The 25,602-nt window shown below is 60.8% G+C and carries 20 protein-coding genes and 2 pseudogenes; 11 read left to right on the top strand and 11 right to left on the bottom strand.

What is annotated here, in order from left to right; genetic code table 11:
- The first annotated feature begins 24 nt into the window (after positions 1 to 24).
- The 7 genes and pseudogenes from groES (at position 25) to XW59_RS29380 (ending at position 5,270) form a co-directional block, all read left to right on the top strand.
- Positions 25 to 339 carry a co-chaperone GroES gene (groES, locus tag XW59_RS18470; RefSeq protein ID WP_047146935.1) on the top strand — a complete coding sequence of 105 codons (315 nt, stop codon included), beginning with the start codon at positions 25 to 27 and terminating at the stop codon, positions 337 to 339.
- 59 nt (positions 340 to 398) lie between these two features.
- Entirely contained in the window at positions 399 to 2,030 is a 1,632-nt protein-coding gene (gene groL, locus XW59_RS18475; protein ID WP_047146832.1) for a chaperonin GroEL, read from the top strand.
- Positions 2,031 to 2,198: 168 nt separating this feature from the next.
- Positions 2,199 to 2,324 (top strand): hypothetical protein, encoded by a 126-nt coding sequence (locus XW59_RS29815; protein WP_281406236.1) that lies wholly within the window; start codon positions 2,199 to 2,201, stop codon positions 2,322 to 2,324.
- 92 nt (positions 2,325 to 2,416) lie between these two features.
- A complete protein-coding gene (locus XW59_RS18485; RefSeq protein ID WP_136068327.1) occupies positions 2,417 to 2,815 on the top strand; it encodes a helix-turn-helix transcriptional regulator in 399 nt (132 codons plus the stop codon).
- A 73-nt stretch (positions 2,816 to 2,888) separates the two neighbouring features.
- On the top strand, positions 2,889 to 3,101 hold the full coding sequence (locus XW59_RS29685; protein WP_281406240.1) for a DUF982 domain-containing protein: 213 nt from the start codon (positions 2,889 to 2,891) through the stop codon (positions 3,099 to 3,101).
- Between the two features lie 48 nt (positions 3,102 to 3,149).
- A pseudogene (gene htpG / locus XW59_RS18495) lies at positions 3,150 to 5,043 on the top strand (molecular chaperone HtpG).
- An 80-nt stretch (positions 5,044 to 5,123) separates the two neighbouring features.
- Positions 5,124 to 5,270 (top strand): hypothetical protein, encoded by a 147-nt coding sequence (locus tag XW59_RS29380; RefSeq protein ID WP_170990182.1) that lies wholly within the window; start codon positions 5,124 to 5,126, stop codon positions 5,268 to 5,270.
- Positions 5,271 to 5,276: 6 nt separating this feature from the next.
- Here the strand turns inward: XW59_RS29380 and XW59_RS18500 are convergent, their stop codons facing one another.
- Positions 5,277 to 5,534 (bottom strand): hypothetical protein, encoded by a 258-nt coding sequence (locus tag XW59_RS18500; protein ID WP_047146833.1) that lies wholly within the window; start codon positions 5,532 to 5,534, stop codon positions 5,277 to 5,279.
- Between the two features lie 16 nt (positions 5,535 to 5,550).
- Positions 5,551 to 9,270, bottom strand: coding sequence for an SIR2 family protein (locus XW59_RS18505; protein WP_047146834.1), 3,720 nt, complete (start codon positions 9,268 to 9,270; stop codon positions 5,551 to 5,553).
- 313 nt (positions 9,271 to 9,583) lie between these two features.
- Between XW59_RS18505 and XW59_RS18510 the strand changes: the two genes are divergently transcribed.
- The 3 genes and pseudogenes from XW59_RS18510 (at position 9,584) to XW59_RS18520 (ending at position 15,909) form a co-directional block, all read left to right on the top strand.
- Positions 9,584 to 13,651 carry a hypothetical protein gene (locus XW59_RS18510; protein ID WP_047146835.1) on the top strand — a complete coding sequence of 1,356 codons (4,068 nt, stop codon included), beginning with the start codon at positions 9,584 to 9,586 and terminating at the stop codon, positions 13,649 to 13,651.
- Between the two features lie 202 nt (positions 13,652 to 13,853).
- Positions 13,854 to 14,507: pseudogene (locus XW59_RS18515) on the top strand (RtcB family protein); the annotation flags it as partial.
- 481 nt (positions 14,508 to 14,988) lie between these two features.
- Positions 14,989 to 15,909, top strand: a complete 921-nt coding sequence (locus XW59_RS18520) for a nucleotidyltransferase and HEPN domain-containing protein (protein ID WP_047146837.1) — start codon at positions 14,989 to 14,991, stop codon at positions 15,907 to 15,909.
- Between the two features lie 260 nt (positions 15,910 to 16,169).
- Here the strand turns inward: XW59_RS18520 and XW59_RS18525 are convergent, their stop codons facing one another.
- Genes XW59_RS18525 through XW59_RS18565 form a run of 9 tightly spaced genes read right to left on the bottom strand, consistent with a single transcriptional unit; the run spans position 16,170 to position 24,846 of the window.
- Positions 16,170 to 17,300 carry a P1 family peptidase gene (locus tag XW59_RS18525; protein WP_052958250.1) on the bottom strand — a complete coding sequence of 377 codons (1,131 nt, stop codon included), beginning with the start codon at positions 17,298 to 17,300 and terminating at the stop codon, positions 16,170 to 16,172.
- A 51-nt stretch (positions 17,301 to 17,351) separates the two neighbouring features.
- Entirely contained in the window at positions 17,352 to 18,728 is a 1,377-nt protein-coding gene (locus XW59_RS18530; RefSeq protein WP_082137684.1) for an amidase, read from the bottom strand.
- A 10-nt stretch (positions 18,729 to 18,738) separates the two neighbouring features.
- Positions 18,739 to 19,494: an SDR family oxidoreductase gene (locus XW59_RS18535; RefSeq protein ID WP_047146839.1), complete on the bottom strand. Its 756-nt coding sequence runs from the start codon at positions 19,492 to 19,494 to the stop codon at positions 18,739 to 18,741.
- Between the two features lie 11 nt (positions 19,495 to 19,505).
- Positions 19,506 to 20,252 (bottom strand): SDR family oxidoreductase, encoded by a 747-nt coding sequence (locus XW59_RS18540; protein ID WP_047146840.1) that lies wholly within the window; start codon positions 20,250 to 20,252, stop codon positions 19,506 to 19,508.
- A complete protein-coding gene (locus tag XW59_RS18545; RefSeq protein ID WP_047146938.1) occupies positions 20,249 to 21,070 on the bottom strand; it encodes a polysaccharide deacetylase in 822 nt (273 codons plus the stop codon). Before XW59_RS18545 ends, XW59_RS18540 begins: the two co-directional genes overlap by 4 nt.
- A gap of 11 nt (positions 21,071 to 21,081) precedes the next feature.
- Positions 21,082 to 21,870 carry an ABC transporter permease gene (locus XW59_RS18550; RefSeq protein ID WP_047146841.1) on the bottom strand — a complete coding sequence of 263 codons (789 nt, stop codon included), beginning with the start codon at positions 21,868 to 21,870 and terminating at the stop codon, positions 21,082 to 21,084.
- On the bottom strand, positions 21,867 to 22,718 hold the full coding sequence (locus XW59_RS18555) for an ABC transporter permease (RefSeq protein ID WP_047146842.1): 852 nt from the start codon (positions 22,716 to 22,718) through the stop codon (positions 21,867 to 21,869). Before XW59_RS18555 ends, XW59_RS18550 begins: the two co-directional genes overlap by 4 nt.
- Positions 22,715 to 23,785, bottom strand: coding sequence for an ABC transporter ATP-binding protein (locus XW59_RS18560; RefSeq protein WP_047146843.1), 1,071 nt, complete (start codon positions 23,783 to 23,785; stop codon positions 22,715 to 22,717). Before XW59_RS18560 ends, XW59_RS18555 begins: the two co-directional genes overlap by 4 nt.
- 47 nt (positions 23,786 to 23,832) lie before the next feature.
- Entirely contained in the window at positions 23,833 to 24,846 is a 1,014-nt protein-coding gene (locus XW59_RS18565) for an ABC transporter substrate-binding protein (protein WP_246666136.1), read from the bottom strand.
- A 220-nt stretch (positions 24,847 to 25,066) separates the two neighbouring features.
- Here XW59_RS18565 and XW59_RS18570 point away from each other — a divergent pair, with 220 nt between their 5' ends.
- Positions 25,067 to 25,582: a MarR family transcriptional regulator gene (locus XW59_RS18570; protein WP_246666137.1), complete on the top strand. Its 516-nt coding sequence runs from the start codon at positions 25,067 to 25,069 to the stop codon at positions 25,580 to 25,582.
- Positions 25,583 to 25,602: the final 20 nt, after the last annotated feature.

Here is a 25,602-nt window from a genome sequence, read left to right on the forward strand (position 1 = left end):
TGTTTGTCCTTGAAGGAGAACGACATGGCGTTCCGTCCATTACATGACCGTATCCTGGTCCGCCGCATTGAAGCCGACGAGAAGACGGCCGGCGGCATCATCATCCCCGACACCGCCAAGGAAAAGCCGCAGGAAGGCGAAGTCATTGCCGTCGGCCCCGGCGCGCGCAACGAAGCCGGCCAGCTTCAGCCGCTCGACGTCAAGGTCGGCGACCGCATCCTGTTCGGCAAATGGTCCGGCACCGAGATCAAGCTCGACGGCGAGGACCTCATCATCATGAAGGAAAGCGACGTGATGGGCGTGATCGAGCAGACCGCCACGCTGAAGAAGGCCGCCTGACGGTTTCTTCGAACGTCAACCAGTCAATGAAAGCTGCCTAGATTTGAAGGAGTGATCCAATGGCTGCCAAGGAAGTAAAGTTCCACACAGAGGCCCGCGAGAAGATGCTGCGCGGCGTTGATATCCTAGCTAATGCGGTAAAGGTGACGCTCGGTCCCAAGGGCCGCAATGTCGTGATCGACAAGTCGTTCGGCGCGCCGCGCATTACAAAGGACGGCGTGACAGTGGCGAAGGAAATCGAGCTTGAGGACAAGTTCGAGAACATGGGCGCGCAGATGGTGCGCGAGGTCGCGTCGAAGACCAACGACCTTGCCGGCGATGGCACCACGACCGCGACCGTTCTCGCCCAGGCGATCGTCAAGGAGGGCGCCAAGGCTGTCGCCTCCGGTATGAACCCGATGGATTTGAAGCGCGGCATCGACAAGGCGGTGGATGCGGTCGTGGCAGAGCTGAAAACCAACGCGCGCAAGGTGACCAAGAACGACGAGATCGCACAGGTCGGTACCATCTCGGCCAATGGTGATGCCGAGATCGGGCGTTTCCTGGCCGAGGCGATGCAGAAGGTCGGCAATGAGGGCGTCATCACCGTCGAGGAGGCCAAGACTGCCGAGACAGAACTCGAAGTCGTCGAGGGCATGCAGTTCGACCGCGGCTATCTCAGCCCATACTTCATCACCAATCAAGACAAGATGCGCGTCGAGCTGGATGAGCCCTATGTGCTGATCCATGAGAAGAAGCTTTCCAACCTCCAGGCGCTGCTTCCCGTTCTGGAAGCCGTGGTTCAGTCCGGCAAGCCGCTGCTGATCATCGCCGAGGATGTCGAGGGCGAGGCACTGGCCACGCTGGTCGTCAACAAGCTGCGCGGCGGCCTCAAGGTCGCGGCCGTCAAGGCTCCTGGCTTCGGCGATCGCCGCAAGGCCATGCTGGAGGACATCGCCATTCTCACCGGCGGTACGGCCATCTCGGAAGACCTTGGCATCAAGCTGGAAAACGTGACGCTGCAGATGCTCGGCCGCGCCAAGAAGGTGGTGATCGAGAAGGAGAACACCACGATTGTCGACGGTGTCGGCAAGAAGGAGGAGATCCAGGGCCGTGTCGCCCAGATCAAGGCGCAGATCGAGGAGACCACCTCCGACTACGACCGCGAGAAGCTGCAGGAGCGGCTGGCCAAGCTCGCCGGCGGCGTTGCCGTCATCCGCGTTGGCGGTTCGACCGAGGTTGAGGTCAAGGAGCGCAAGGACCGCGTCGACGACGCGCTGCATGCAACCCGTGCCGCTGTCGAGGAAGGCGTGCTGCCGGGCGGCGGCGTTGCCCTGCTTCGTGCAGCGAAGGCCCTCGATGCGGTGCAGACCGACAATGCCGATCAGAAGACCGGCGTCGAGATTGTGCGCCGCGCCATCGAAACGCCGGTGCGCCAGATCGCCGAGAATGCCGGTGCGGAAGGCTCAATCATCGTCGGCAAGCTGCGCGAGAAGAGCGAATTCGGCTGGGGCTGGAACGCCCAGACCAACGAGTTCGGAGATCTCTTTAAGCAGGGTGTAATTGATCCGGCCAAGGTGGTGCGCACAGCGCTTCAGGATGCCGCCTCCGTTGCCGGCCTGCTGGTCACCACCGAGGCGATGGTGGCCGAGAAGCCGAAGAAGGAAGCGCCGGTTCCCGTGATGCCGGGCGGTGGCGGAATGGACTTCTGAGGTCTCGATGAAGCTGCCCGCTCCCGGACCGGGAGCGGGCGACTATCAGACCGACTTCGGAGGGCCCCATGAACATAATGACAGGTATTGGAAACGTTCCGTCTCCGACACACGCGGCAAGTGAGTTTGGCCCACGAAACGGAGTGCAGGAGCGCGCTGAAGCCGCTGTTGGACGGCTTGCTTGATATGGCCGAATCTGCCGGTTGGAGCCGCCGCACCGCCGCTTCGACGCTGATGTTCCTCGCCGCGCAGCACGTGTCGGCATCGTCGACATCCGTGGGCAGCGGATCGTGAATCGCAGGCCTCGCTTCCGGGCGGGGTCTTTCCGGTCTTGAGAATGGGTGGAAGCTCGCGCGAGCTCCACCGGACCGCAAGGGAGGTTCGACATGATTTCAGGACGATTGCGTGAATGTCTAAAGACTCTGAGATGGAGCGCGGCAGACCTCGCCGAACAGCTCGGGAGTTCCGAAAGCGAGGTGACCACCTGGCTTGATGGACGGGACGTCGCGCCGATTGCGGTTGCTGCTTGGCTGGAAGCTCTGGTCAAAGCCTACAAGGCTTTGCCGCCGCCGAGCCTGAGGAAGGCCGAATCCACCCCGGTCAACGAACCGATCAAGGTGACAGATGTCGATATCGTCACACGTACAATCACGCACCCAGGGCTGGACGGCGTCATGATGCAGTCTGCCTATCCACGCCGCATCGCCAGCACGACCGGCGCACGCCCAGCGCTGATACCGGGACTACGAAAGGGAGTTTTGAACCATGCAACACATCCGCTTTGAGAAACCGGTCACGGTCTTGGTCGGCATGGGCTTGCCCGTCCGGATCGAGACTGTGATGTAAGCATATGCCCTGCTGCAGGACTGGCCTGCGGGGAACCACAACAGCACTCAAGCCATCGCTCTCAATGCCTGCAAGGCAGGCATTGCCGGCCAGATTGATCCGGAGACGGTCCGATCGACGTTCGTCGCCTTTGCCCGCCGCAACGACATACTCGTTCCGAATATGGATTTGCTCACGTCTGTGGTATCGACCGAAAACCCTTCCATGATGGGTTTCAGGGCCTGAAAGACAGGACTAACCGCGGCTTGCACACGGACCGCAGGGGACTTCGAGATGACGACAGATACCAAGGCGACGGAAACCAGAACGTTCGAGGCGGACGTTTCACGGCTGCTCCACATGATGGTGCATTCGGTCTATTCCGATCGTGACGTCTTTCTGCGCGAATTGATCTCCAATGCGGCCGATGCCTGCGAGAAGCTTCGTTATGAATCGATCAGCCGTCCCGAACTGCTTGGTGACGATCCGAAACCGCGCATCACCATCGCCGCCGATCCCGACAAAAAGCAGCTTGTCGTGGAGGACAACGGCATCGGCATGAGCCGCGACGAAATGGCGGAGGCGCTGGGCACCATCGCTCGCTCGGGCACGCGCGCCTTCATGGAGCGCATCGAAGCCGGTAAAGCGAGCGAAGAAACGTAGCTGATCGGCCAGTTCGGCGTCGGTTTTTACTCCGCCTTCATGGTGGCTGCCAGAGTGGACGTGATCAGTCGACAGGCGGGCAGCAAGGAAGCCTGGCGCTGGTCCTCCGACGGCAAGGGTTCCTTCGAGATAAGTCCGATCACGCTTAACGAGGCACCACAGCGCGGCACCCGCGTCGTGCTCCATCTCATGGAAGACGCCACCTCCTACACGGAATCCTATCAGCTCGAACGACTGGTGAAGTCACAGTCCGGCCACGTGTCAGTGCCGATCTCGCTCATCGAGAAGCCCGGTGCCGACGCACGCGATATCGCAGATGGCACTGCTCTGTGGGTTAAGCCGAAGAGCGAGATCAAGCCCGAGGATTATACGGATTTCTATCGCGGTATTGCCGGCCAGTATGACGAGCCGGCGGCGACGATCCATTTCCGCGCAGAAGGCCGGCAGGAATACAGCGTTCTGGCCTTCGTGCCTGGTTCGCGACCGTTCGATCTTTTCGATCAGGACCGCAAGGGGTGGATGAAGCTTTACGTGCGGCGCGTCTTCATCACCGACGATGCCGACCTCCTGCCGCGCTATCTGCGTTTCATCCGCGGGCTGGTCGACTCTGCCGACCTGCCGCTCAATGTGTCGCGTGAGATGATCCAGGAGAGCCCGCTGCTGGCGGCGATCCGAAAGGGCGTGACCAACCGTATCCTCGGTGATCTCACCAAGCTGGGCCAAGAACGACGCGCAAGCCTATGCCAAGATCTGGGAGAATTTCGGAGTTGTCCTCAAGGAAGGGCTCTACGAGGACTACGAACGTCGCGAGCAGCTGTTCAAGCTGGCCCGTTTCCGCTCCACGGCCTCTGGCGAGGAACTGCGCAGCCTTTCAGACTACGTATCATCGATGAAGGAGGGACAGAAGGCGATCTTCTTCATGGCCGGCGACGATCACGCGCGGCTCGAAACTTCGCCCCAGCTCGAGGGCTTCAAGGCGCGCGGCATCGAAGTCCTGTTGCTGACCGATCCGGTCGACAGCTTCTGGACGACGGTCGCGCCGGAATTCGAAGGAAAGCCGTTCAAGTCGGTAACGCAAGGCACGGCGGACCTCTCGGACATCCCGCTGCTCGACGGCTCGGCAAAGCCCGACGCCGAAACGTCATCGCAGATCGCCACGTTCCTGGCCTTCGTTAAGACAGCGCTTGGCGATGCTGTATCCGACGTGAAGGCCTCCGACCGCCTGACCGAGAGCGCGGTCTGCCTTGTCGCCCCGGAGCATGGTCCCGATCGGCAGTTCGAGCGTCTGCTCAATGCCGCAGGTCGTCTCGACAAGGCCGCCAAGCCTGTTCTGGAAATCAACCCACAACACGAGCGCGTCGTAGCGTTAGCGAAGCTCGGAAAGGACGAACGGGCCTTCAGGGAGGATGTGGCGCATCTCCTCTATGACGAGGCGCGCGTGCTCGACGGCGACAAGCCTGCGGATGCCAAGGCATTCTCGGAACGTCTCGCACGGCTGATCGCTCGGGGACTGCCTGTAGATTGATCAAGGCAGGTTGACGAGACCCTAACAGCTATTTTCGGGACGGCGTCAACTTCTGCAAAGGGTGGAGGCGACATCGAGGAATGGCGAAGGTCGATGCGAAGCAACTCACCGGGTACAACGTTGCGATGGACCGCTTTGCGCCCTCATTCCTGCCGTTCGGAGCAATGTCGCTCTTTCCTGAAAGCTGTCGTCAGCCGCACATCGCGTTGGGGTCTGAGCCCATTTGAGTCTCTTCAAAAGGGGCAAGGCTTTGCCGGCATCCACTGCTCCTCCTCGAAGTTGAACATCAGCTTACGCTCGCCGTCCTTAAGCAACACGCCATCCATGGGCTCCATGCCGCCGGCCGTCGCCATGGTGACCTGGCGGGCAGCGCCGAGCGTGTATGTGCCGGGCTCGAATGGCCACCGGTCGCGGTCTCTATCCACAGCTGGTAATTCATCGGGTGCATTCTCGTCTATCGAAGGGGTGGCCGGTACGAACCAGGACGTCATCGGGAATCGGACTTGATCAAAAGTCGCGCTCGGCCGCGCGTCGGGACAACTCGTCCAACTCGGGGCCCTGGGCGGCGCCGGTGGTGACAATGGCGTCCACCAGCCTCTTGCCCTCATACGGCCAGTCCCCGCGCTCCGAGGGCAACAGCCTTTGCAGTGCCGTCACCAACGCGGCGATTCCAACAACATCGAGATCGGCGACCTCGCAGTCGAGGTGCAGGTCGTGCCCGATCGACAGAGGCACCAGGCCCGGCATCACGGCTTGCATGACTGCCGCGAATTGCTGAGGGACGGACGACGCGAAGCGAACAAGCGCTGACGACATCTGCGGCTTCCTCATGGTCCGCTGCTTGGGCCACACCTTGGTGATGAAGGGCATGACGAGCGCCCGCCATCGATCGTTGTCCTCTGCCCAATCGCTCACGAAACGAAGCATCGTGCGACGCACGTCGTCTCCACCGAGCACCAGTGCATCGCGCAGTTCGGCGTCGAACACGATCTGCTGCGGTCCTTCGGATGCCCACGCGCTCAAGAGGTAGCCGATGAGGTTGCTCTCTTCCCTGCCGCCACGCCCCACTCGGGCGAGCATCGGAGCCTTGAGCTGGGCAACGAGATCCGGAGGAGGCACCCTGCCCATCCTGGCAAAGCCGGACCAGAATGCATCGGCATCTGGGCCACCTACGATTGCTTTGGCCAAGACGCGGTCCTCGGTCCACACGGGCTCATGGAACTGGAACCATGGAGTTCGCTGAGCGACCAGGTGAAGGGCATGTCGGGCGTGGTCGCCGGGCAAGGCCAAGACCTTGTCCAGGCGTTCGATCCATGCCGCAGGTACAGCGTGGCTGCCGTCGGGGAGCGGCAGCTCGAGCAGCGCAAGCACCAGCCTTCCGATAACGGAATTCAGGGACTCGAAGGACCAGTCGCGCCCAAGCTTCTGCTTGTAACCGGAGGGATGCAGGGCGGCAGCGGCAACAACGAGATCCCATATCGCGTCGAACTCGCCGCCCCCGCCGTTCTCGAACCTCAGGCCGCGCTCGGTCAACCATTCCACGAGCGGATACCAGAGCTTGGCGATCTCGTCCGATGGAAGAATGCTGACCAATCTCACCACCACCGCATCGAGCCGCGCCGAGGTCTTCCGCTTGGCGGTCGTCCTCAAGAACGTCGACCAATAGTGCCAGGCCGTCTCGACGCCGCGCCGCATGGCACTGTGGAGCGCCAGGACCGCATGCGCCGGCCTTTTCATGACGTAGCCTGCGAACGGGTCGTGCTCCTTGAAGTCCCGGAAGCCTTCCTCCGGCACCTCGATGGGCAGCAGCTTATTGACGGGGACGTCGAGAATGCTTGCTGGATCGGTGTCGGTCGTTATCGACCGGACCTTCCCAACCTGTGGCTGAGCTGTGTGATCGGCCCATCGCTCTTGCCACGACGGAGCGGCTTCGAGCAAACGGGCCCGCTCCTTCGCGACGTCGAAGCCGAATGCGATGCCCTGTCTGGTGAACCAATGGATCGCGTTCAACCTGTGAACCGCGGCTCGCTCGTCCGCCTCTGTCGGCGTATGGTCGGCCAGGTAGGGGATTGGCGACCTGAGTATCCTCGCTTCGATCGCCCGCCGCCCGGCATCGGGCAGGTCGGCCCAGCGGTCCCGGATCGCGAACAGGAGGTCGCGCTCATGGCGGTAGGACCAGAAGGCCTCGTCGTCTATGCCCGTAAACAAGGCTTGGGCTTGATCGATCGTCGTGAGCGACGGGCGACCGGTCGCCCATATCCGAAGGCGTTCGAAGACGAGGCCATCCTGCCCATTCCAAGCTTGGACCTCCTGGGCAGCAGCGGCGGGATTCGCGCCCTCCAAGGCTTCGACCAGATGGGTGAACTTGACGAGGGGACCCGTCAGACCGTATCCGCCGCCCAAACGTTCGCCATCATCGGGACGCGTGGTGTCGATGCTGAGCCATGCACCGATGTCGGTCTCCAACTGCTCGGCTTCGACCAGAAGTCCACGCCACAACGACACCGCCAATGGGAGGTAGGCTTCGTCGAACTTGAAGTCCTGCTGGAGATCCGGGTACTCGACATCCAAGTCCATGAACTCGGTCGGGTCAGCATCGACCGTCATTGGTGGGGCGACGCGGAACATTCTTTCGACCTTGACCCGGGGCCTGGCTAGTTCGATCGCCTCGCGGACCAAAGGAGCGGTCCAGCCACCAGCAGCTCTGTGAGCTATCTCGATCGAAGCTTGGGTCGCCTCCACCGGAGGCCTGCGCCATTGAGCGATAAGGTACCGCCAGTAGGGAAGCAGCACGCTGCCGCTATCCCTCAGACGATAACGAAGCTCATGCTCCAGTTGCTGGATCAACTGCGGATGCGCGGATCGCTGGCCGGCCGCCCACCAGAGCGTAGGCGCCTCGTCCATCCGCCGCACGACGAACAGCATCAGCCTCCATGTGCGCGGAAGCGGCGACGATTCGCCGAAGATGCTTCCGACATTCTTGACGGTTGCCGATTTCACGTCGCGCGGCGTCGGTTCGAACGCGCTCCACGCGCCAGACGGAACCTTTCGCCGCTCGAAATGATCGTCCGGATCGACGGGTGGAGGCGCCTCGTCGCGATCGAGGCCGAGATGTTGGAACGGGTCGAACTCATCGCTGGTCGGGTCTCGCCGTTTGACCGGCGCAGGATCGAGGTAGCGAACTTGCGGGTCGAGCACGTACAGCCAAGTGGAAGGCATGGGAGGATCGCTGGCGATCACCCTGTTCATCCCGACCAGGGTCGAGGCCAGGTGCGCGATGCGCCCCCTGAAGATCGGTGAACTTGTTGATGGGCCGGCGCTGGCTTGCGCGACCGTGCGCTGGAACCAGGCATCCGGATCGGCTGCTCGCTCTGACCACGCCATGAGCGTGTCCCAGAGATTGGCGTAGTCGTTGCCGAACGCCATCGGCACGACGCCCTTCTGCATCCACTGCTCGTTCGCGTGCTGTTCGTCGCCATGCTGGAAGGCATAGATGTTCTCGACGGGGGATTGTTCCTCGCGAAGGGCCTCGAGGAGGTACTGGACCGGAGGGTCATCCGCCGAATACCCCACGAACACGATCTTGAACCGGTCCATCAGGCGGCGGATGTAATGCGTGGCCCATCCATCCGAGAGATAGGCCCTGCCGAACTCGCTGCTGGAAAGGACGACAGGTTCGGACATCGCATCATAGTCTTCGTCCACCCGTCCGTGGATGTGAATGATGCCCTCGAAGTCGGCCGGTCGCTCCGGAACCGGGAGATTGTCAGGACCCCAGCTCGTCAGCCCGGGATCACACGCTTCGAACAGTCGGTCGAAGTTCGTGGTGACCAGTCTGGGACGCCCATCTGATCCCCTGGAGAGGTCGATGAGCGCCTTGTGGCCATGCAGCTCCACATTGCCCTGCGGCTTCAGTACCCGCGCCACCGAGTCGCGCACGTCCTGGGGGTCGAACTCCAGATCGAGCAAGGTGAACATGCGGTCGACCGGGACGAATGGCTTCTCCCCGGAAGGGAGTTTTGTGTTGGCCGCGGCGTGCAGGCGCCGAGCCGGGCTTCCCGTCAATGAGCCAAGGTCATCGATCACGTCCCCAGCCAACTTCAGAAAATCCGAAAGACCGGCAAAAGCGAGGGACACCCCCGCACCGCAGAAGAACAGCACTCTTCCTTCGTCCCGAGCCACCAGGAGGTCATCAGGAATATCGGGGCCGTTCTCAGTGAATTTCACAAAGCTTTCTCCTGATGGTCGCAATGCCCAATCGCGGATGGAAGACTGATATCAGAACGCGCCGATCGAGATGAAGCAAGGCCGCCGGTTATGGGAGGCGGCCTGATTCTTAGCGTCGAAGGGAGCGTGGCGTGGCAAACAAGCGCCTCCATCTCGGCCATTCAGACATACGGAGCTCTTACTAAATGCAGACTTGCTCCAGAGCGACGGATGTGAGCTAGGCTGGTTGAGCTCAGCAACCATATTTGCGCTACGCTGGGGCGGATATCATAGTGATTCTTCGCCGAATCCCTTCTGCAAGCGAATAGCACGAATGCAAAGACCAAAGGCACCCAAAGGTAACGAGGCGCGCGAAGCAATCGATTCCCTTGGTGGTTACGTCTATCAATTGTATCAGTCGGCCCTCGCGTGGATGGACTTGAACAATGATGAGTTCCTATTCTTAGAAGTGGCTGAGGACTATACGGTTGTCGCGCGAGACGCCTTGCAGGGAACTCAAGTCAAGAGGACTTCTGGCGCTGTCACCATAAACTCAGCGGATATCATCGCATCAATCGACAGCTTCGTGGAATTGCAAACCCGCAACCCGCAACTCGAAGTCCACCTTAGGCATATTACGACCTCGTCGATCGGCCGTGAGCGCTCAGCACGCGCTAGATTGGGTGACACGCCGACACTTAATTCTTGGCGCAACGTGGCCCGCTTTGGCGAGGTTACCCCACTGCGAGACATACTCCTGTCGTCTGGCATTTCAGACCAAGCGAAACAATACATCTCGGCCCTCAACGATGATGGCTTTAGGGAGCGATTTCTCAGAAGAATTCACTTCGACTGCGGAGCTTTAGAAGCCGGCCTCCTCAGGCGACAGCTCGAAACAAAGGTGATTAAGGCGCTGCGGGAGCGTGGTGGTACAACCTCTCAGGCGAAACAGTGCCTCAACTCGCTCCTCATCTTTCTTCTGAAGAAGACCATTGAGCCTAAGCGCGACGAGCGAGCCGTCAACAAGGGTGACTTGGAATCCCTTTTTGAGAGCGCAACACATGTCAACATCAACCGCGCTCAACTAGAGGCACAAACTGACCTAGTGAACAGGGCACTATCGGCGGTCATTCCAAAGGCGACCGATCTCATATCATCGGTGCAGCTTCCTCGGTCTGTCGGCGAGGTTCAGCTTCCCCCCGCTTTTGCTCCGAGAACCGCGCATATTGATAGGATCATATCTTGTCTCTCAGCGATTGGTGTTGCTTGGGTTTATGGCGCGGCGGGAGTAGGCAAAACATTTGCAGCCAAGCTCGCTGTTCGGCAGGTTGGCGGGAGTTGGTCGCTAGTCAACTATCGGGGCCTTGCGAGCGACCAAGCTGGCCAACTGCTTTCGCAGCTTGCCGACCACGTTAGCGGTGAAAAGTCCATCCGTGGCATTCTCCTCGATGACTTGGAATGCACGCTTGAACCATCTGCGGTAGACGCTCTTCTTCTGTTATTATCCACCTGCAAGCGCCAAGACATTCTTGTGCTGGCGACAGCTCCTCGCCCGCTTCAAAGCGACGTTGCTTTTGGTGCAGGACTGTCGACGGCGATAGAGACAAAATTCGATGATTTTGATGAAGGAGACATCGCGCACATCCTTAGATCGTTAGGCGTGGACGACCAAAACTGGGCGAAATACATCCGCATTATTTCTGGTGGAGGGCACCCACAGCTCGTAGTAGCGGCGATCCAATCGATGCAAATATCAGGTTGGAATGTTGAGGAGTTCAAAACATTGAACTCTCTATTCGTCGGCAATCCAGAAGTAAAACAAGTGCGGGCTCAAACCCGGGCACGATTGCTAAGAGAGCTGCCAGAAGGTAGCCGACGCCTGCTTGAGCGCCTTTCCGTCACATCCTTCGCATTCAGACGAGCGCTAGCCGTGGATTTGGCTCGCATGACGCCACCAATATCGGACGGAGGCATTCTCTTCGAGCAGTTGATCGGCACTTGGGTAGATCAGCTAAATGGAGAGCGCTTTTCTTTGTCGCCTCTCCTGTCTGATTTTGCGGTAAACACCTTGACTACCGGCGAAGTCAAAACAATTCATTTCAATATTGCGGATTCGCTTGTACGAAATCAGCGTATCGATCCATTTGAGGGCGACTCTGCACTGCTGTCTGCCTGGATTGGCGGCAATACCGAAGTCTTGCTGAGACTGTGCCTCTCTCTCCTAGGCTCCAACAACCGCGACCTTGAGTTAATAAGCCCCCACTTTCAGTTCCTCCGCATGTTGAGGACGGACCAGGCGGCATATCCCGACGACGAGAATGTCAGTCAGATCATCCGTGGAGCCCAACTTCTCATTCTTGCGCATTCAGACGAAGGAGCAAGCAAGTTCCTCGTAGCCGTCGAATGCTTCGAAAGGGAGTGCGCCTCTACCAGACAGGCAGGCAAACCGGACTTGTCGCTAGTGGTCTACGCAAAGATGTTGCTGTCGACGCCGCCTTTCGGTGCAATCCCGCAGTTCTGGCGAGCTGTCGAAAAGTTTGATGAATTTTTCAGCGCACCGGACGGAAGCATACCCGAGGAGCTACTGGCTGGGTTCAGCGAGCTAACTGATGTCCCGACAACCGTAGGGTTTATGTTCCTTAATCAAATTCGCCAAACCCGAAAAATTCAAGAGCTCCTCCCAGCTTTTGAATTTCTCAATAGGTGCGACGCCGGTCTGCGCAGCCGCATATTTCGCACTCTCGACGACCCCAACAGGATCGTTGACGCCGATATGTATGTTAGCGGCGCTTGGCTTGCGGAACACGCCGCTGGGACAATGAACCCGGAGAAGCACGTTGAAATCTTTCGGCAGCTAGAAGAACTTGCGATTGGATGGGCTCGACAAGACCTCGCCGTTGCATGTTGCAAATATCAAGCAATCATTGCCGATGAGTACGGCAACGACAAGGAATCAGCGCTTTCCATTCTCGAAAAAGGCCTTGATAGATATGGCGCAACGAATTCCGAGTTGGTGAGAGCCAAAGCGAAAGTCTTCTATAGAGCTGAGAACCATCAAGCCAGCTTGGAGTTGGCGGCGGATCTCATTGAGGGTGATGCTAACCTAAGCTATGTCGAGAAAGCCTTCCTAGGCAGAGATGCAGCGATCAGCGCAGAAAAACAAGGCGAATTCCAAAGGGCCCGCCGATACTATCTATTTGGCGCGGAGGCAGCGAAGTGCAGTGAGCTTCCCGATATGCGGCCCATGCACCTAGGCTTGCGCGCTGATGCTGCCCTCGCAGCTTGGCATGATGGAGATCGACCCACCTGCTTAGTGGATCTAGTAGACATACTTGTCGAACTCGAAGAACTGGACCCTAAGAGTTCGCTGCGCGCATCGCACTGCCACGCCGTCACTAGGCACATCCTACTTTGGCTGGATCAAGAATCTTCTGGCGAAAATCGAATTATCGCCGACGGTACGCGCGCTCAGATTTACCCTGGAGCAGTAAGTAATCCAGAGCCGCATTCTGAGATCGGGGAACGCTTCCTGCCCATTATGGAAGTATCTTGGTATATGCTCGCGAAAATCGAATGCCAATGCCTCCTGGACCTGGGCATAGCGGACAATCTCGACGCCCATCTGAAGGGTGGCCCTGTCTACATTGGCCAGAGTTTGCTGATGTATGCTCGACTTGAGAAGGCGATACGTACGGCAAATATAGACCTGTTTGCCAGTGAACTAGAAAATCTTGTTGCTTTTAGTGTCTTCCTTGCAAGTGATCCCAGCAACCGCAGCAAGTGCGGCCTGGAAACGCCCACGTATGGCAAAATTCCTCGACCGAGCAGCGAGGAGATTTCGGGCCAGACAGATATGGCAGAACGTCAAGTCCTCACCTTCGCGATCCAATGTTTGTTTCAGGCTGACGCGACGGTTCTTGATTCTCTATGTGAATTGCAAAACGACCAGAACGGTTTTGCTGTTAGAGCGGAATTTTCGAAGGCGCTTTCCGGTAGCGGGGAGCGCACAGATTTTAACCTAGCGCTTGCGGCCATCCTCCATCAGCTTGGAAGCGATATAAAGGGAACCGACCTGCTGACACCGATCCAAGTTTTCGATCTGTCGATGAAGGTGCTGCAACTTGCCAAGGTGGCGGTGTCGGGAGACACTGCGAGATCGCGGCTCTACGAATGGCTTTCGAAGAAGTGGGTTTTCATTTGGTCACAACAGAGGTTCTTGCTCAAGAACTCCGCGTTACACGAAAACGCGATCATGAATGCGTTCTCTGCCGGTCGCGGTCTGAACAATGAGATTGTGACCATTCTCGAAGCAATATTGCCTACCCTCGGTATTTCGAATGAGCAGGAAATGAGGGGCCACTTGGCGGAACTTCGGGACAGCGGACAACTTCGAATGTCTTAATAGGAGTTGGGTCCAATCGCAGTAGTTCGAGTCTGCTTCTGTGGTTTCGCAACTGAAAGCAGACAGTCCGCTTCCGGCCCCATACCAGACCCGGTGATACGGCAATTCCACCAGAAATCAGGACGATAGCTCTTCGAGTTTGCCGCGAAGTGCAGGCTTTATAAGCTCCTCGATGTCATCAAGGCGCATGCCGCTGTCGGCTAAGCGGCTCTCGCCTGCGACGCTTCCGCAGAACGCCTGGCTTCCCGCCGACACACGAGAAGCCGATAGTTATTGGGACGCGCTGCAGACGATCCGCGCCTGGACGAATGCGAACCATGAGTTGATCCACGACCTCGCGGCAGAGCGTCTATCCGCCAAGGTGGGCGACCGGTTCTGGAACGAGCACAACTTCGTCTTCCGGCGTCCGGACGGGCTGTTCTACCACGGTAAGGGAGCGACGCCCGCCTTCGACAATTGGGCGAACGACGCAACCGACCTGACGCTCATTCCGCTCAATATGGCGGAGCCGGTGCTGATCACGCGTGGCAAGGATGCGGCGCACGGGCTGGGCTTCTCGCCGCACGGTGCGGGGCGCAACTTCTCGCGCACCCAGCACAAAAGGCTGCAGGGAGACCGGAGTGTCGAGGAGATCTTTGCCGAGGAGGTGAAGGGTATCGATGCGCGCTTCTTCTCGGGCGTTGTTGATATCTCGGAGCTTCCGAGCGCCTACAAGAACGCCGACGCCGGTCGCTGCCAGATCGAGCATTACGGTTTGGCCGAAATCGTCGACGAGGTGCTGCCCTACGGCTACATCATGGCGGGCGACTGGGAAGCGAATGCGCCGTGGAGGAAGAAGCGCCAGGCTCGCAATTAACGGCATTCCTGTCGACGGCCATGATGCCGTCGACGGGAATGGGGCCGCAAACGGACCGGCGGCTTCTCGAAAGCGAGGCCAAAAAGCAGACATTTGTTTGCGTTCGAAACGGACAGTAGGATTGAATGTAGCCTGGCTCTCCGGACGTGAGGCCTTGCTTTGGTGGTGGAGTCCCGAAAGCGCGACCAAAACGGTGCGCCGCGCCTTATGTCGGCGGCAGGTCTTGGACTTCCATTATGCACCGTGTCTCCAGGTCCGCGATGTGCCTTTGCAGCTCTTCGGGCAGCGGTTTGTCGGGCTCCGGCAGGTTCAGGAGGTGCCGCCAATGGGTGTCGATGCCCTGCTGTGAACGAAACCGATGACGGGATTTGCTTGCTGGGCTCGAAAAGCGGCGTGAATCAAGAGTTTCGCACAGCAAGGTTGGCCGTGCGGCACCCTGATGTTAGGGTGCGGGCCGAATTTGGGGACGCACCGGGCCTTGATGAAATCCAGCCTTGATCATCTGCCTGACAGGAAGCGGCGCGAGCTTGCCCGCATCGTCGAGATCTTCCTGGAGGAATTCGAAGACGGGCTCTCGGGCGGGTCGTCCGAGTTCAAGAAGAAGGGCAGGATCTTGAAGATCATCCTGTTCGGCTCCTATGCCCGCGGCGACTGGGTCGACGAACCGCACACGATGAAGGGCTATCGCTCCGACTATGACATCCTGATCATCGTCAACAACCGCAAGCTGACGGACTATGCCAGCTACTGGTACAAGGCCGCCGACCGGCTCCTGCACGACAAGGGCGTTTCGACCCAGGTCGGCTTCATCGTGCATTCGCGCCGCGAGGTGAACACCGCCCTCAGGCAGGGCCAGTATTTCTTCTCCGACATCCGCCGCCAGGGCATCGTGCTCTACGAACTCGACGACGAGCCCCTCGCCGAGCCAAAACTACTCAACGCGATTGATGCGCTGCGTGCGGCTGAGAGGCACTTCCAAAGCAGGCTTCCGTTTGCCTCGTATCATCTTAAGCTTTTTGGAATAGCCACCGCCGACAAGCAGCTAAATCATGCAGCTTTTCAGTTGCATCAAGCGATTGAGCAAGCCTACTCGACGGTCCTATTGACGCTAACCAATTACGGGCCACCGTCCCATAACCTGACCTTTCTCAGAACGCTGGCAGAGGATCAGGATCGCCGTCTGACAGAAGCCTGGCCGCGTGATCAGCAGCGCTATCGCGCCTGGTTCAACACGCTCAACGAGGCCTATGTGAAGGCACGCTATTCCGAGCACTATCAGATCAGCGAGGAAGCGCTGCAATGGCTCGGCGAGCGCACCACCATTCTGCTCACCCTCGTCGAGGAGGTCTGCAAGGAACGCCTCGATACGCTCTCAGCGGAAGCCGGGCAGCATAACGACTGACCCATTCGAAGAAGGACCGAGACAAGAGACGACCACTCTTTTAGACAGGCAAGCACCAGCGGCCGGGGACGACACGAAGATCACATGAGGCGCCATCCCCTTGCGACGTGGCTCATCCGCAATGAGTTGGAACGTCCCGCCGACAGTTTCGCCTCCGCGTCAGGACGTGATCTATTGGGGCTCGGCTCCCAACGGAACGGAAGGTGAAGACCCCGCGCGGCAGCATTCCGCGCGCGGGTAAGTGCATGACCGTCGACGATTTATTGGCTACCGCAAGCTCCGGGGAAGCGGACGCAATAGGTCTCGCCCAGATCCGGATCGGCGTTGAGCACTGCGTGGGTGATCGCACGCGCGTAAACATCCGCGGCGACCGAAAGGATATCGCGAAACTGCGCCGCCTCGACGAAGTTCGATTGCGCGACCGTGGACGGATCGTCGCCTAGCGTCACGGAAAACACGGTGTCGCCGTCACTGGTCGAGTGCGCCGGACGGATGGCGCGGGCCATGCCGTCATTGGCGACGATGGCGAGCCGTTCGGTCTGGCCGGCCGTCAGCGGCGCGCTCGTGGCGATCACGCCGATCGTGGTGTTCTCGCCGGGACGGATCAGTTCCATGTCCTTGGGCGAGGTCGAACAGCCCTGCGGCGGCACCTTGATGTCGCCGAACTCGTCATCGAGTTCCAGCCACAGCGTGTAGAGCTCGCAATTGGCGTTGACGTTGTAGACCCGGCCAGCCGGGTTGACGACCACCAGCGCACCGACCACCGTACCATCCGCCATCACGGCGCTGGCGGTTCCCAGTCCACTCTTCATGCCGGCCGCGCGCGCGCCGGTGCCCGCTCCGACACTGCCCTGTTCGACCGGGCCTTCCTTGGCATTGCTGGCCGCGACATAGCCGTCCCCGCATGGCTTGTCGCCCCGCCCAGGAGGAGCATCGACATCACCTCGGTCGAGATCGAAGATGATCGCGCCGGGAACATGGGCGCGGCCGCCATAGGTCCAGCCCTTCTCGTCGAGGAACTTGACCACGCCGCAAGCGGTGTCGAGCCCGTAGATGCTACCACCGCTCAGCGTCAGACCATGCATGACGACACGCTGGGCGTCCTGATGCTGCGCGGTCAAAAGCGCGCCGAGACGCGTGCCGGGCGCACCGCCGCTCGGCGACATGCCCATCAGCGCGCCTTCGGGAAATATCAGCGCGGTGGTGCCGGTCTGTGCGTCCTTGCGGGTGCTGTGGCCGACGAGAATCCCCGGCACGTCGGTGATGGCGTTGTTGGGCCCGGTGCGCAGGTCCACCACCGGAATGGGCGCCTGGGCCTGGGCCAACCCGATTCCTCCCAGCAGCAGGACGTTGGCGACGAGCGCCGACTTGAGGGTATTTTTAAACGACATTCCGGTCCTCCTTTTGTCGTTGAAAACCCGTCGGCGAAGAGCTCGCCGGAGCTATGCGAACAGCGCTTCGGCCTCCTTCGCCACCTGCAACAGAGCATGGTCGCGATACCAGGGCGCACACAGATGCAGTCCGAGCGGCAGGCCGGCAGCCGTCTTGCCGCAGGGAATGGTGATGGCTGGATGTCCGGACAGATTGTGCGGGAAGGTGAATGGGTACCACGCCCCGCGAATCGTTCCGCAATTGACGCCGTCGATCTCGATATCGCCGGTCGGGTCGACGTCGATCGGCAGAGGCGGCGCGGTCAGTGTCGGCGACACCAGAATGTCGAACCGCTCGAATAGCGCCTGAAATTCTCGGAACAGCCGCGTGCGCTCGGAGATGGCGTTGGAAAGCTCCACGGCGGAATGGCGGTTTCCGAGATCGATGGTGTCGATCAGCGTCTGGCCGGCAAGATCCTCGCGACCCTTGAGCGCGGGGCCGGTGCGAGCGGCAAGGCCGACCCGCAGGATGGTCAGGAATACCGGCTCGTACGACTTGAAATCGATGAACGCTTCCTCGACGATCGCCCCGGCATCTTCCAGCTTCTTCACCGCTGCTGCCGTGATCGCTGCTGTCTCGCGCTCGACGCGGGCGCCGCCCTCGGCGATGTAGCCGACGCGCAGGCCGGCAAGCGACGCACCTCCCTCGTGCAGCAGTTTTTCCGCTTGCCCGTAAGTGTCATGGAAGTCCGGACCGCTGATCTCGCCGAACAGCAGCATGACGTCGTCCACCGTGCGCGCCATCGGGCCGACATAGGAGTTAGCCCCAAACAGATCAGGCAGTTGCAGGTGGGGAATCGTGCCGAGCGACGGCTTGAAACCGACAACGCCGCAGCAGGCGGCCGGAATACGACTCGATCCGCCGCCATCGGTACCAAGCGAAACCGGCCCCATGCCGGTGGCGACCGCGACCGCCGAGCCGGAGCTGGACGCACCGGGCGTTACCGCCGCGTCGATCGGATTAAGCGTGCGGCCGAACAGCGGCGAGGTCGCCGCCTGCAAATGGCCGAATTCCGGCGTCGTCGTCTTGCCGACAAGGATCGCACCCGCTGCCTTCGAGCGCGCCACGGAGACGGCATCGGCCGTGGGTACATTCTTTTCGAACAGCCGCGAGCCCATCGTCGTGCGAACGCCGGCGGTGTTGAGCAGATCCTTGACCGAATACGGAACTCCATGCAGCGGCGCCAACGGCGCACCGCTGATCACCTTTTCCTCCGCCAGCCGCGCCTGCGCGCGCGCTTCTTCATGCGTCACCGTGATGAAGGCATTCAGGTCCTTGCGTTCTTCGATGCGCTGAAGGACGGCATCGATCAGTTCCACCGGCGAAACCGTTCTTGCTCGGATTGCGGCGGCCATTTCCACAGCGGACATGTCGGCGAGTTCTGACACGGGTATTCTCCTAGATCATCCAGCGCCCGCCATCGATCAGCAGGCTCTGGCCGGTGATGAAACGCGCCTCGTCGCTGGCAAGAAACGCGACGGCGGCGGCGACGTCCTCCGGCTCACCAACGATGCCGGCGGGCGTATTGGCCTTGATACGGTCGATGACGTCCTTCGGCATGGCATCGTGCGCGCTGGTGCGGATCGCACCGGGCGCGACCGCATTGACCGTCACGCCGAACGGCGCGAGCTCGCGCGCCAGCGAGCGGGTAAAGCCGATCACGCCCATCTTGGCGGAAGCGTAATCGACCAGCCCCGCATCACCGACAAAGGCGGCATCGCTCGACATGTTGATGATGCGTCCGCCACGTTCGCGCATGGCCGGCGCGACGAGACGCGACATGCGCATGGTGCTGAACAGCGAGATTTCGAGCACGAAGCGCCAGACCTCTTCGCTGGATTCGTGGAACTGCGCGCTACGCGCCCGGCCGCTCTGGCCGACATTGTTGACGAGCACGTCCACCGGGCCAAGCTCGCCCGTCACCCGCGCGTGAAAGGATTCGAGCGTCGCGAGATCGGTGCAGTCGCCCTCGACGGCCAACAGCCGCACGGCTCTGTCCGTGGCAAGCTCTGCCTTCAGCGGACTGGCATCCAGGTCGAGCACGGCGACCCTGGCGCCTTCCGCAAGCAGTCGGCCGGCAATTCCCGCGCCTATCCCGCCGCCGCCTCCGGTCACGATGGCGACCTTGTCTTTGAAGCGGGTGGGCATCTGCATGTCCGCGATCCTCAGTGAAAAGTTCGGCCGCCGTCGACCGCGAGCGCCACGCCGGTGACATAGGAAGCCTCGGCGCTCGACAGGAAGGCGATGCCGGCGGCGATCTCGTCAGGGTCGGCGATGCGGGCGAGCGCATAACGGGCGCGCACGGCGTCAAGCTGCGCCCTGCCCGTCTCGCCCTCGGCGATGGAGGAACGGAACAGCGGCGTCTCGACGGCACCCGGACAAACGACGTTGACGCGGATGCCGGCCGCGGCCAACTCCATTGCCAGCGACTTGGAAAACATCTGCAATCCCGCCTTGGAGGCGGAATAGGCGCTGCGGAACATCAGCGGCTGAAGACCCGCACCTGACGAGACGTTGACGATCGTACCGCCGCCGGCCGCCTTCAGGAACGGCACCGCTGTCCTGCAGACCTTCATCGGCCCGGTGAGGTTGACGGCGATCAACCTCTCCCATGCCGCGTCTGTCATGTCTTCGAGGCTGGACTGGAGATCGACGCCGGCCGAATTCACGATGCCATCGAGCCCACCCATCCTTGCCGCGGCCTCAGCCACCATCTTCTCGACCGACGCCGTATCGGTCACATCGGCCTTGAGCGCGACAAACCCGTGCTCCAGTTCCGCAAGCGCCGCCTCGTCCATGTCCAGGCACGCAACCTGCGCGCCGGCGGCAAGGAAGCGCAGGGCGGCGGCCTTGCCGATGCCCCTGGCGCCGCCGGTAACGAGCATGCGGCGGCCGGAGAAGGCGGCTGTCACGCCGTTGCTCCCGTCAGGCCCGGACGCATGTCCTCGACCATCTCGTCGCAGCGCCCCATCCAAATGTCGCCATGCTCCAGCGCGTGCCTAATGAGTCCCTCGAGAACGCCGATGCGCGACGGCTGGCCGATCATCTCGGGGTGCATGCCAACCATCATCATGCGCTTTTCGGCATAGAGCACGTCGAATTCAGCCTTCCACGCTTCCAGGACGGATGAAGGCGCCTGCATCGTCCGACCCGGCAGAACGATCGAGTATTGGAAGAACGGCGCGTCATCGAGCACCCATCGGAACGGCAGCTCGACAAGCTTGGTCTGCTTGCCGTCGACCGTATGCAGATAGGGCGAGTCGTCGTCGAAGAAGTTGGAAGAATAATCGAACCCGTAGTCCAGCATCAGTTGCATGGAAATGTCGCTGAGCTCCGCAGCGGGCGAGCGCCAGCCGCGCGGGGCCCGGCCCGAAACGCGCTTGATCGTCTCGAAGCCCCTCTCCATCTCCTCACGCTCCTGATCGTGGGTGAGGTTAAGGATCCAGGAGTGAGTGTAGCTGTGATGGGCCAGTTCGTGCCCCGCTTCGAGGACGCGCTCCACCAGTTCTGGCCGCTGGTCTATAATGAGACCCGGGATAAAAAACGTCGTCTTCAGCCCGTACTTGGCGAGCAGGTTGAGCACACGGTCGGTCCCGACCTTCCAGCCATAGGCGCCCTGCGACATCAGGATCGGACGCTTGGCGTAGTTCGGGTCGCGTGCCGTCCACATCGTTTCCGCGTCGAGATCGAAGGTAAGAAAGAGGGGAAAACCCTTGGTCGTGAGATGCATGTCGATATCCGTCAAACGAAGCGGTGGAAGCCGGTCCAGCGTTCGGCGGCGAGCAAAACCGCCGCCGTCGCGATGATGAGGAGCGTGGACACGGCGGCAACGCTCGGGTTCACGCCCATTTCCACTGAGGTGAAGATGAGGATCGGCAAGGTGGTGTCGCGCGGCCCGGCCAGGAAGATCGTCACGGGAACGTTTTCCATCGAGGTGACGAAGGAAAACAGTGCTCCTGCGACCAGCCCTGGCTTGATCAGCGGCAAGGTGACGAGGCGAAACGTGGTGAACCCGTTAGCGCCCAGCACGCGCGCAGCCTCTTCCACTGCAAGGTCTATTCCCGACAGGCTCGCCAGAGCCGAGCGTACGATATAGGGCACGGTTATGACGACATGCGCGATCAGCAGCACGAAAAAACTGCCCCGCATCCCCACCAGCGTGAAATATTGCAGCAACGCCACGCCGATCACCACCGAGGGAATGATCAGCGGCGCCATCAGCAGCGAGGTCAGCGCCTCGGAGCCGGGCATCATCTTGCGGAAGATGGCATAGGAGGCGGCCACGCCCAGTACCAGCGAGATCACGGTCGAGCCGACCGCGAGGATCAGGCTGTTCTTGATCGCATCGATATAGGTGCGGTCGGTCAGCACCGCTTCGAACCACTTCAGCGTCCAGCCCTGCGGTGGGATCGTCAGATAGGACGTCTCGCTGAACGAGGCGAGCATCACCACGATCACCGGGATCTGCAGGAACAGGATCACCAGCAGCGCAAGAGAGGAAACGGCAAGGCCGGGGCGTTGCTCGTTCATGCCAGCCCCGCCCAGCGTTTGGTCATCCGGCTTGAGATCCAGATGATCAGGATCGTGGAAATGGCCAGCGCGAAGGACAGCGCCGAGCCGCTCGGCCAGTCGAGAAGCTGCATGTATTCGTCGTAGATCAGGGTCGCCATGACCTGATAGGTCGGGCCGCCCAGCATGCGCGGCGTCACCAGCGCGCTGATGGTGAGCACGAAGACGAGGATAGAGCCGGCGATGATGCCGGGCGCGGTCAACGGCAGCGTCACCGCGCGGAACACGTGAAGACGCGACGAACCGAGCGTAGAGGCGGCCGCCTCTACGTCGCGCGGCACGTTCTGCAACGCCGCCACCAGCATAAGCACCATGAACGGCAGGTAGATGTGGGTAAGGCCGATCATCAGCCCGGTCAGATTGAACATCAGTCGCAGCGGGCGCTCGATCAGGCCGAGATCGATCAGCAGGTTGTTGATCACGCCGCGATTGGTGAGCAGCACGATCCAGCCGAACGAACGCACCACGAGGTTCAGCATGAGCGGGAAGATGACGAGAAGCGTCAGAGGCAAGCGCCAGCGCGGGTTGCCGCGCACGATCAGATAGGCCACCGGATAGCCGAGGATAAGGCAGCACAACGTCACCGCCGCTCCCAGCCCAATGGTACGCAGCACGACCTCGCGGTAGAATTCGTCGGCAAATATGCGCACATAGTTCTGCACCGTCCAGGCGTCCGTCGCGATGCCTTGGCCGGGCCGGTATTCCTGAAAGCTCGTCGGCACCAGCAGCAGCAGCGGCACGACGAAAGCCGCCAGCAGTACGAACAGGAGCGGCGACAGAAGCAAGGCCCCGGTGCGCAGCGATTTCATGCGCCGGGCCCGCTTCCGAGAATGATGATGTCTTGAGGACGGATGGTGAGAAAGACCTCGTCGCCCTGCGCGAGGTTTGCACCCTCGCCCGAGGACGCCATTTCCACCACGACCTCGAAGCGCTCGCCGAGGCGAACGACGTATTGCACCTGCGCGCCGGAAAACGAGCGCAGGACGATGGTGCCTGGAACGCTGGCCCCGTCGTCGCTTGCCGAGGCGGAGAGTGTCACGGCCTCCTGACGGATGAATATGTCGACGGGCGCCCCCTCGCCCAGCGCCGCGGCCCCGGTCGACTGCAGGACGAGCCCGTCGCCCAGATCGACTGCGCCATCCTTCACCGTACCGGCGAGATGGTTGGGCTTGCCGATGAAACTCGCCACGAAGGACGTTGCCGGCCGGTGGTAGATCTCCTCCGGCGCAGCGAATTGCTGGATGACGCCGTCATGCATGACGCAGACACGGTCCGACAGCGAGAGCGCCTCGGCCTGATCATGGGTCACGAAAAGCGTGGTGATCTTGAGCTCGCGCTGGAGTCGCTTCAATTCGATCTGCATCTCGTCGCGAAGCTTGGCGTCGAGATTGGAAAGCGGTTCGTCGAAAAGCAGGACACTGGGACGCGGCGCGATGGCGCGCGCCATTGCGACGCGCTGCTGTTGTCCGCCCGAAAGCTGACGCGGATAGCGCTCGCCGTAGCCGTCAAGCCGCACCATGGACAGCGCCTCATTGACCCGTGCAACGAGTCCATCGCCGCTCTCGCCCTTGCGCCGCAGGCCGAAAGCCACGTTCTCGAACACCGTCATGTGCGGAAAGAGTGCATAGGACTGGAAGACCAGCCCGACATTGCGCTTGTTGGGCGGCAGGCGCGTGATGTCGCGCCCGCCGACCGTTATCGTGCCGTCGCTCGGCTCGATAAGCCCTGCAACCATGCGAAGGATGGTCGTCTTTCCGCAGCCGGACGGACCGAGCAGGGAAACGAACTCGCCTTCGGCGATCTCCAGTGAGACGTTCTTGACCACCGATACGGTGCCATACCGCTTCACAAGATGTCGCAGCGAAAGATTGCTCAATGGTGCCTCACAGACTGCAGGTGCTTGCCGAATGTCGGGTAACGGGCCTAGCGCAGGACTTCCCGCTGCCAGCGGCGCGTCCACTCGGGAAGACGGGTCGCCATGTCGTTCGGATCGAGGAACAGCATCTTTTCCAGCGCTTCGCCGACTGGGACGATGGCAGACACCTCGTCTGAGAGCGTTACGTTCTTGTTGACCGAACCGATGAACTGGCGCTCGGAAAAGCACTTCTGGTTCTCGGCATCCAGAACGGTATCGATGAACTTGTGCGCCAGTTCTTCCTGTCCGATTCCCTTGGGGATCGACACCGTGGGACGGATGCCTACAGCGCCTTCCTTCGGGTAGGCCGCGGCAAGCGGTAGTCCATTGCCGGCCGCAACGCCTGCGCGGTCGGGATACCAGACGGCGATGTCGATTTCGCCGCGCTCGAACAGCGCAACCACCTGATCCGCCTGCGAGTAGAGAAGCGCAGAAGATTTCGCCAGCGGCTTCACCTTCTCGATGCCGGGCGTGATGTCGTCCAGGGTGCCGCCCTCCATCTGGTTGAGCGCGGCAAGGAACTGCCATCCGCTGGTGCCGGACACGTCGCCGATGGTCACGCGGCCTTCGTATTTCGGATCGAAAAGATCGTTCCAGGAGGTCGGCGGGGTCGTCACCGTCTCCTTGTTGTAGATGATGGTGGTCGCACCCAGCATGGCGGCCACATAGGCGTCGTCGGCAGCCCACGCACCGTCGATGATCTCGGGCGCGTTGCTCAGTTGGGCGCGATTCAGCGTCACCAACAAACCCTCATTGGCCATTTGGACGGCAAAGGCATCGTCGGCAAATACGACGTCCATGTCGGATTGCCCGGCAGTGGCGCGCACGGCAGCGGCGTGCTGTGACGAGCTCCCGAGCTTGGTTATCACAGTCGCTCCGGTCGCAGCCTCGAACGGCTCGATGTAGCAGGCGGTGACATTGTCGGCGAACGAACCGCCAAAGCTGCCGAGCACGAGTTCCTGCGCGCTGGCGGAGTGAGATGACGCGACGATACCCGCAAGCGCGGTCGCAGCGGCGAGCAAGGAATGCGATTTCATGTGCTAGCTCCCATTAATAGATGCCGGGTCCCTTCCCCTCGCGCATCGGTCGAAACGCTAACACTGGTGATATTATCTTTCAAGAAAGATATTTTGAAGGTAATTTATCTTTCTAAGCGCCTTGCCCGCGCGGCATGGGGCGGCTAACCAGAGTCTTCGATGCGACAAGGCTCGGAAACTCCACGATGCTGGAAGGAGCAGACGCTTGAGCAACCCCGAAATCCGCTATTGGGAGCTCGACCGCGTCGGGCGCGGCATGGCGAGTTGGCGTCGCGAACGACCCGATATCGATTGCAACGGCAAGGCCGTGGTCGGGCGTATCCTGCATCTGCACGATATTATCCTGCGCGCCGTGGACCGCACTCTTGCCGTCCACGGCCTAAAGTATCCGACCTATGCGGTACTCGCGACCATCCGGGTTTCCGGTGAGCCATACCGTATGTCGCCCGGCGAGCTTCTCTCCAGCCTGCTCCTTTCGTCCGGTGGACTGTCCAACCTGCTGCGGCGAATGGAGAAGGACGGCTTCATAAGGCGGACCGCCGACAAGCGCGACGGCCGAGGTGTCATCGTCGAACTCACCGAAAAAGGCATCGCCGCCGCCGACGCCAGCATGGCCGACCATGCCGCCATAGAGCGTCAGCTTTGCGAATGTCTGACGCCCGACCTGCACGAAACGATCGCCCGAGGTCTCGGCCTCATGATCACGGTCGCGGAGCGCTGACGGCGGATCTGGAGGAACCC

Source organism: Aquamicrobium sp. LC103, assembly GCF_001014615.2.
Classification (GTDB): Bacteria; Pseudomonadota; Alphaproteobacteria; order Rhizobiales; family Rhizobiaceae; genus LBCQ02.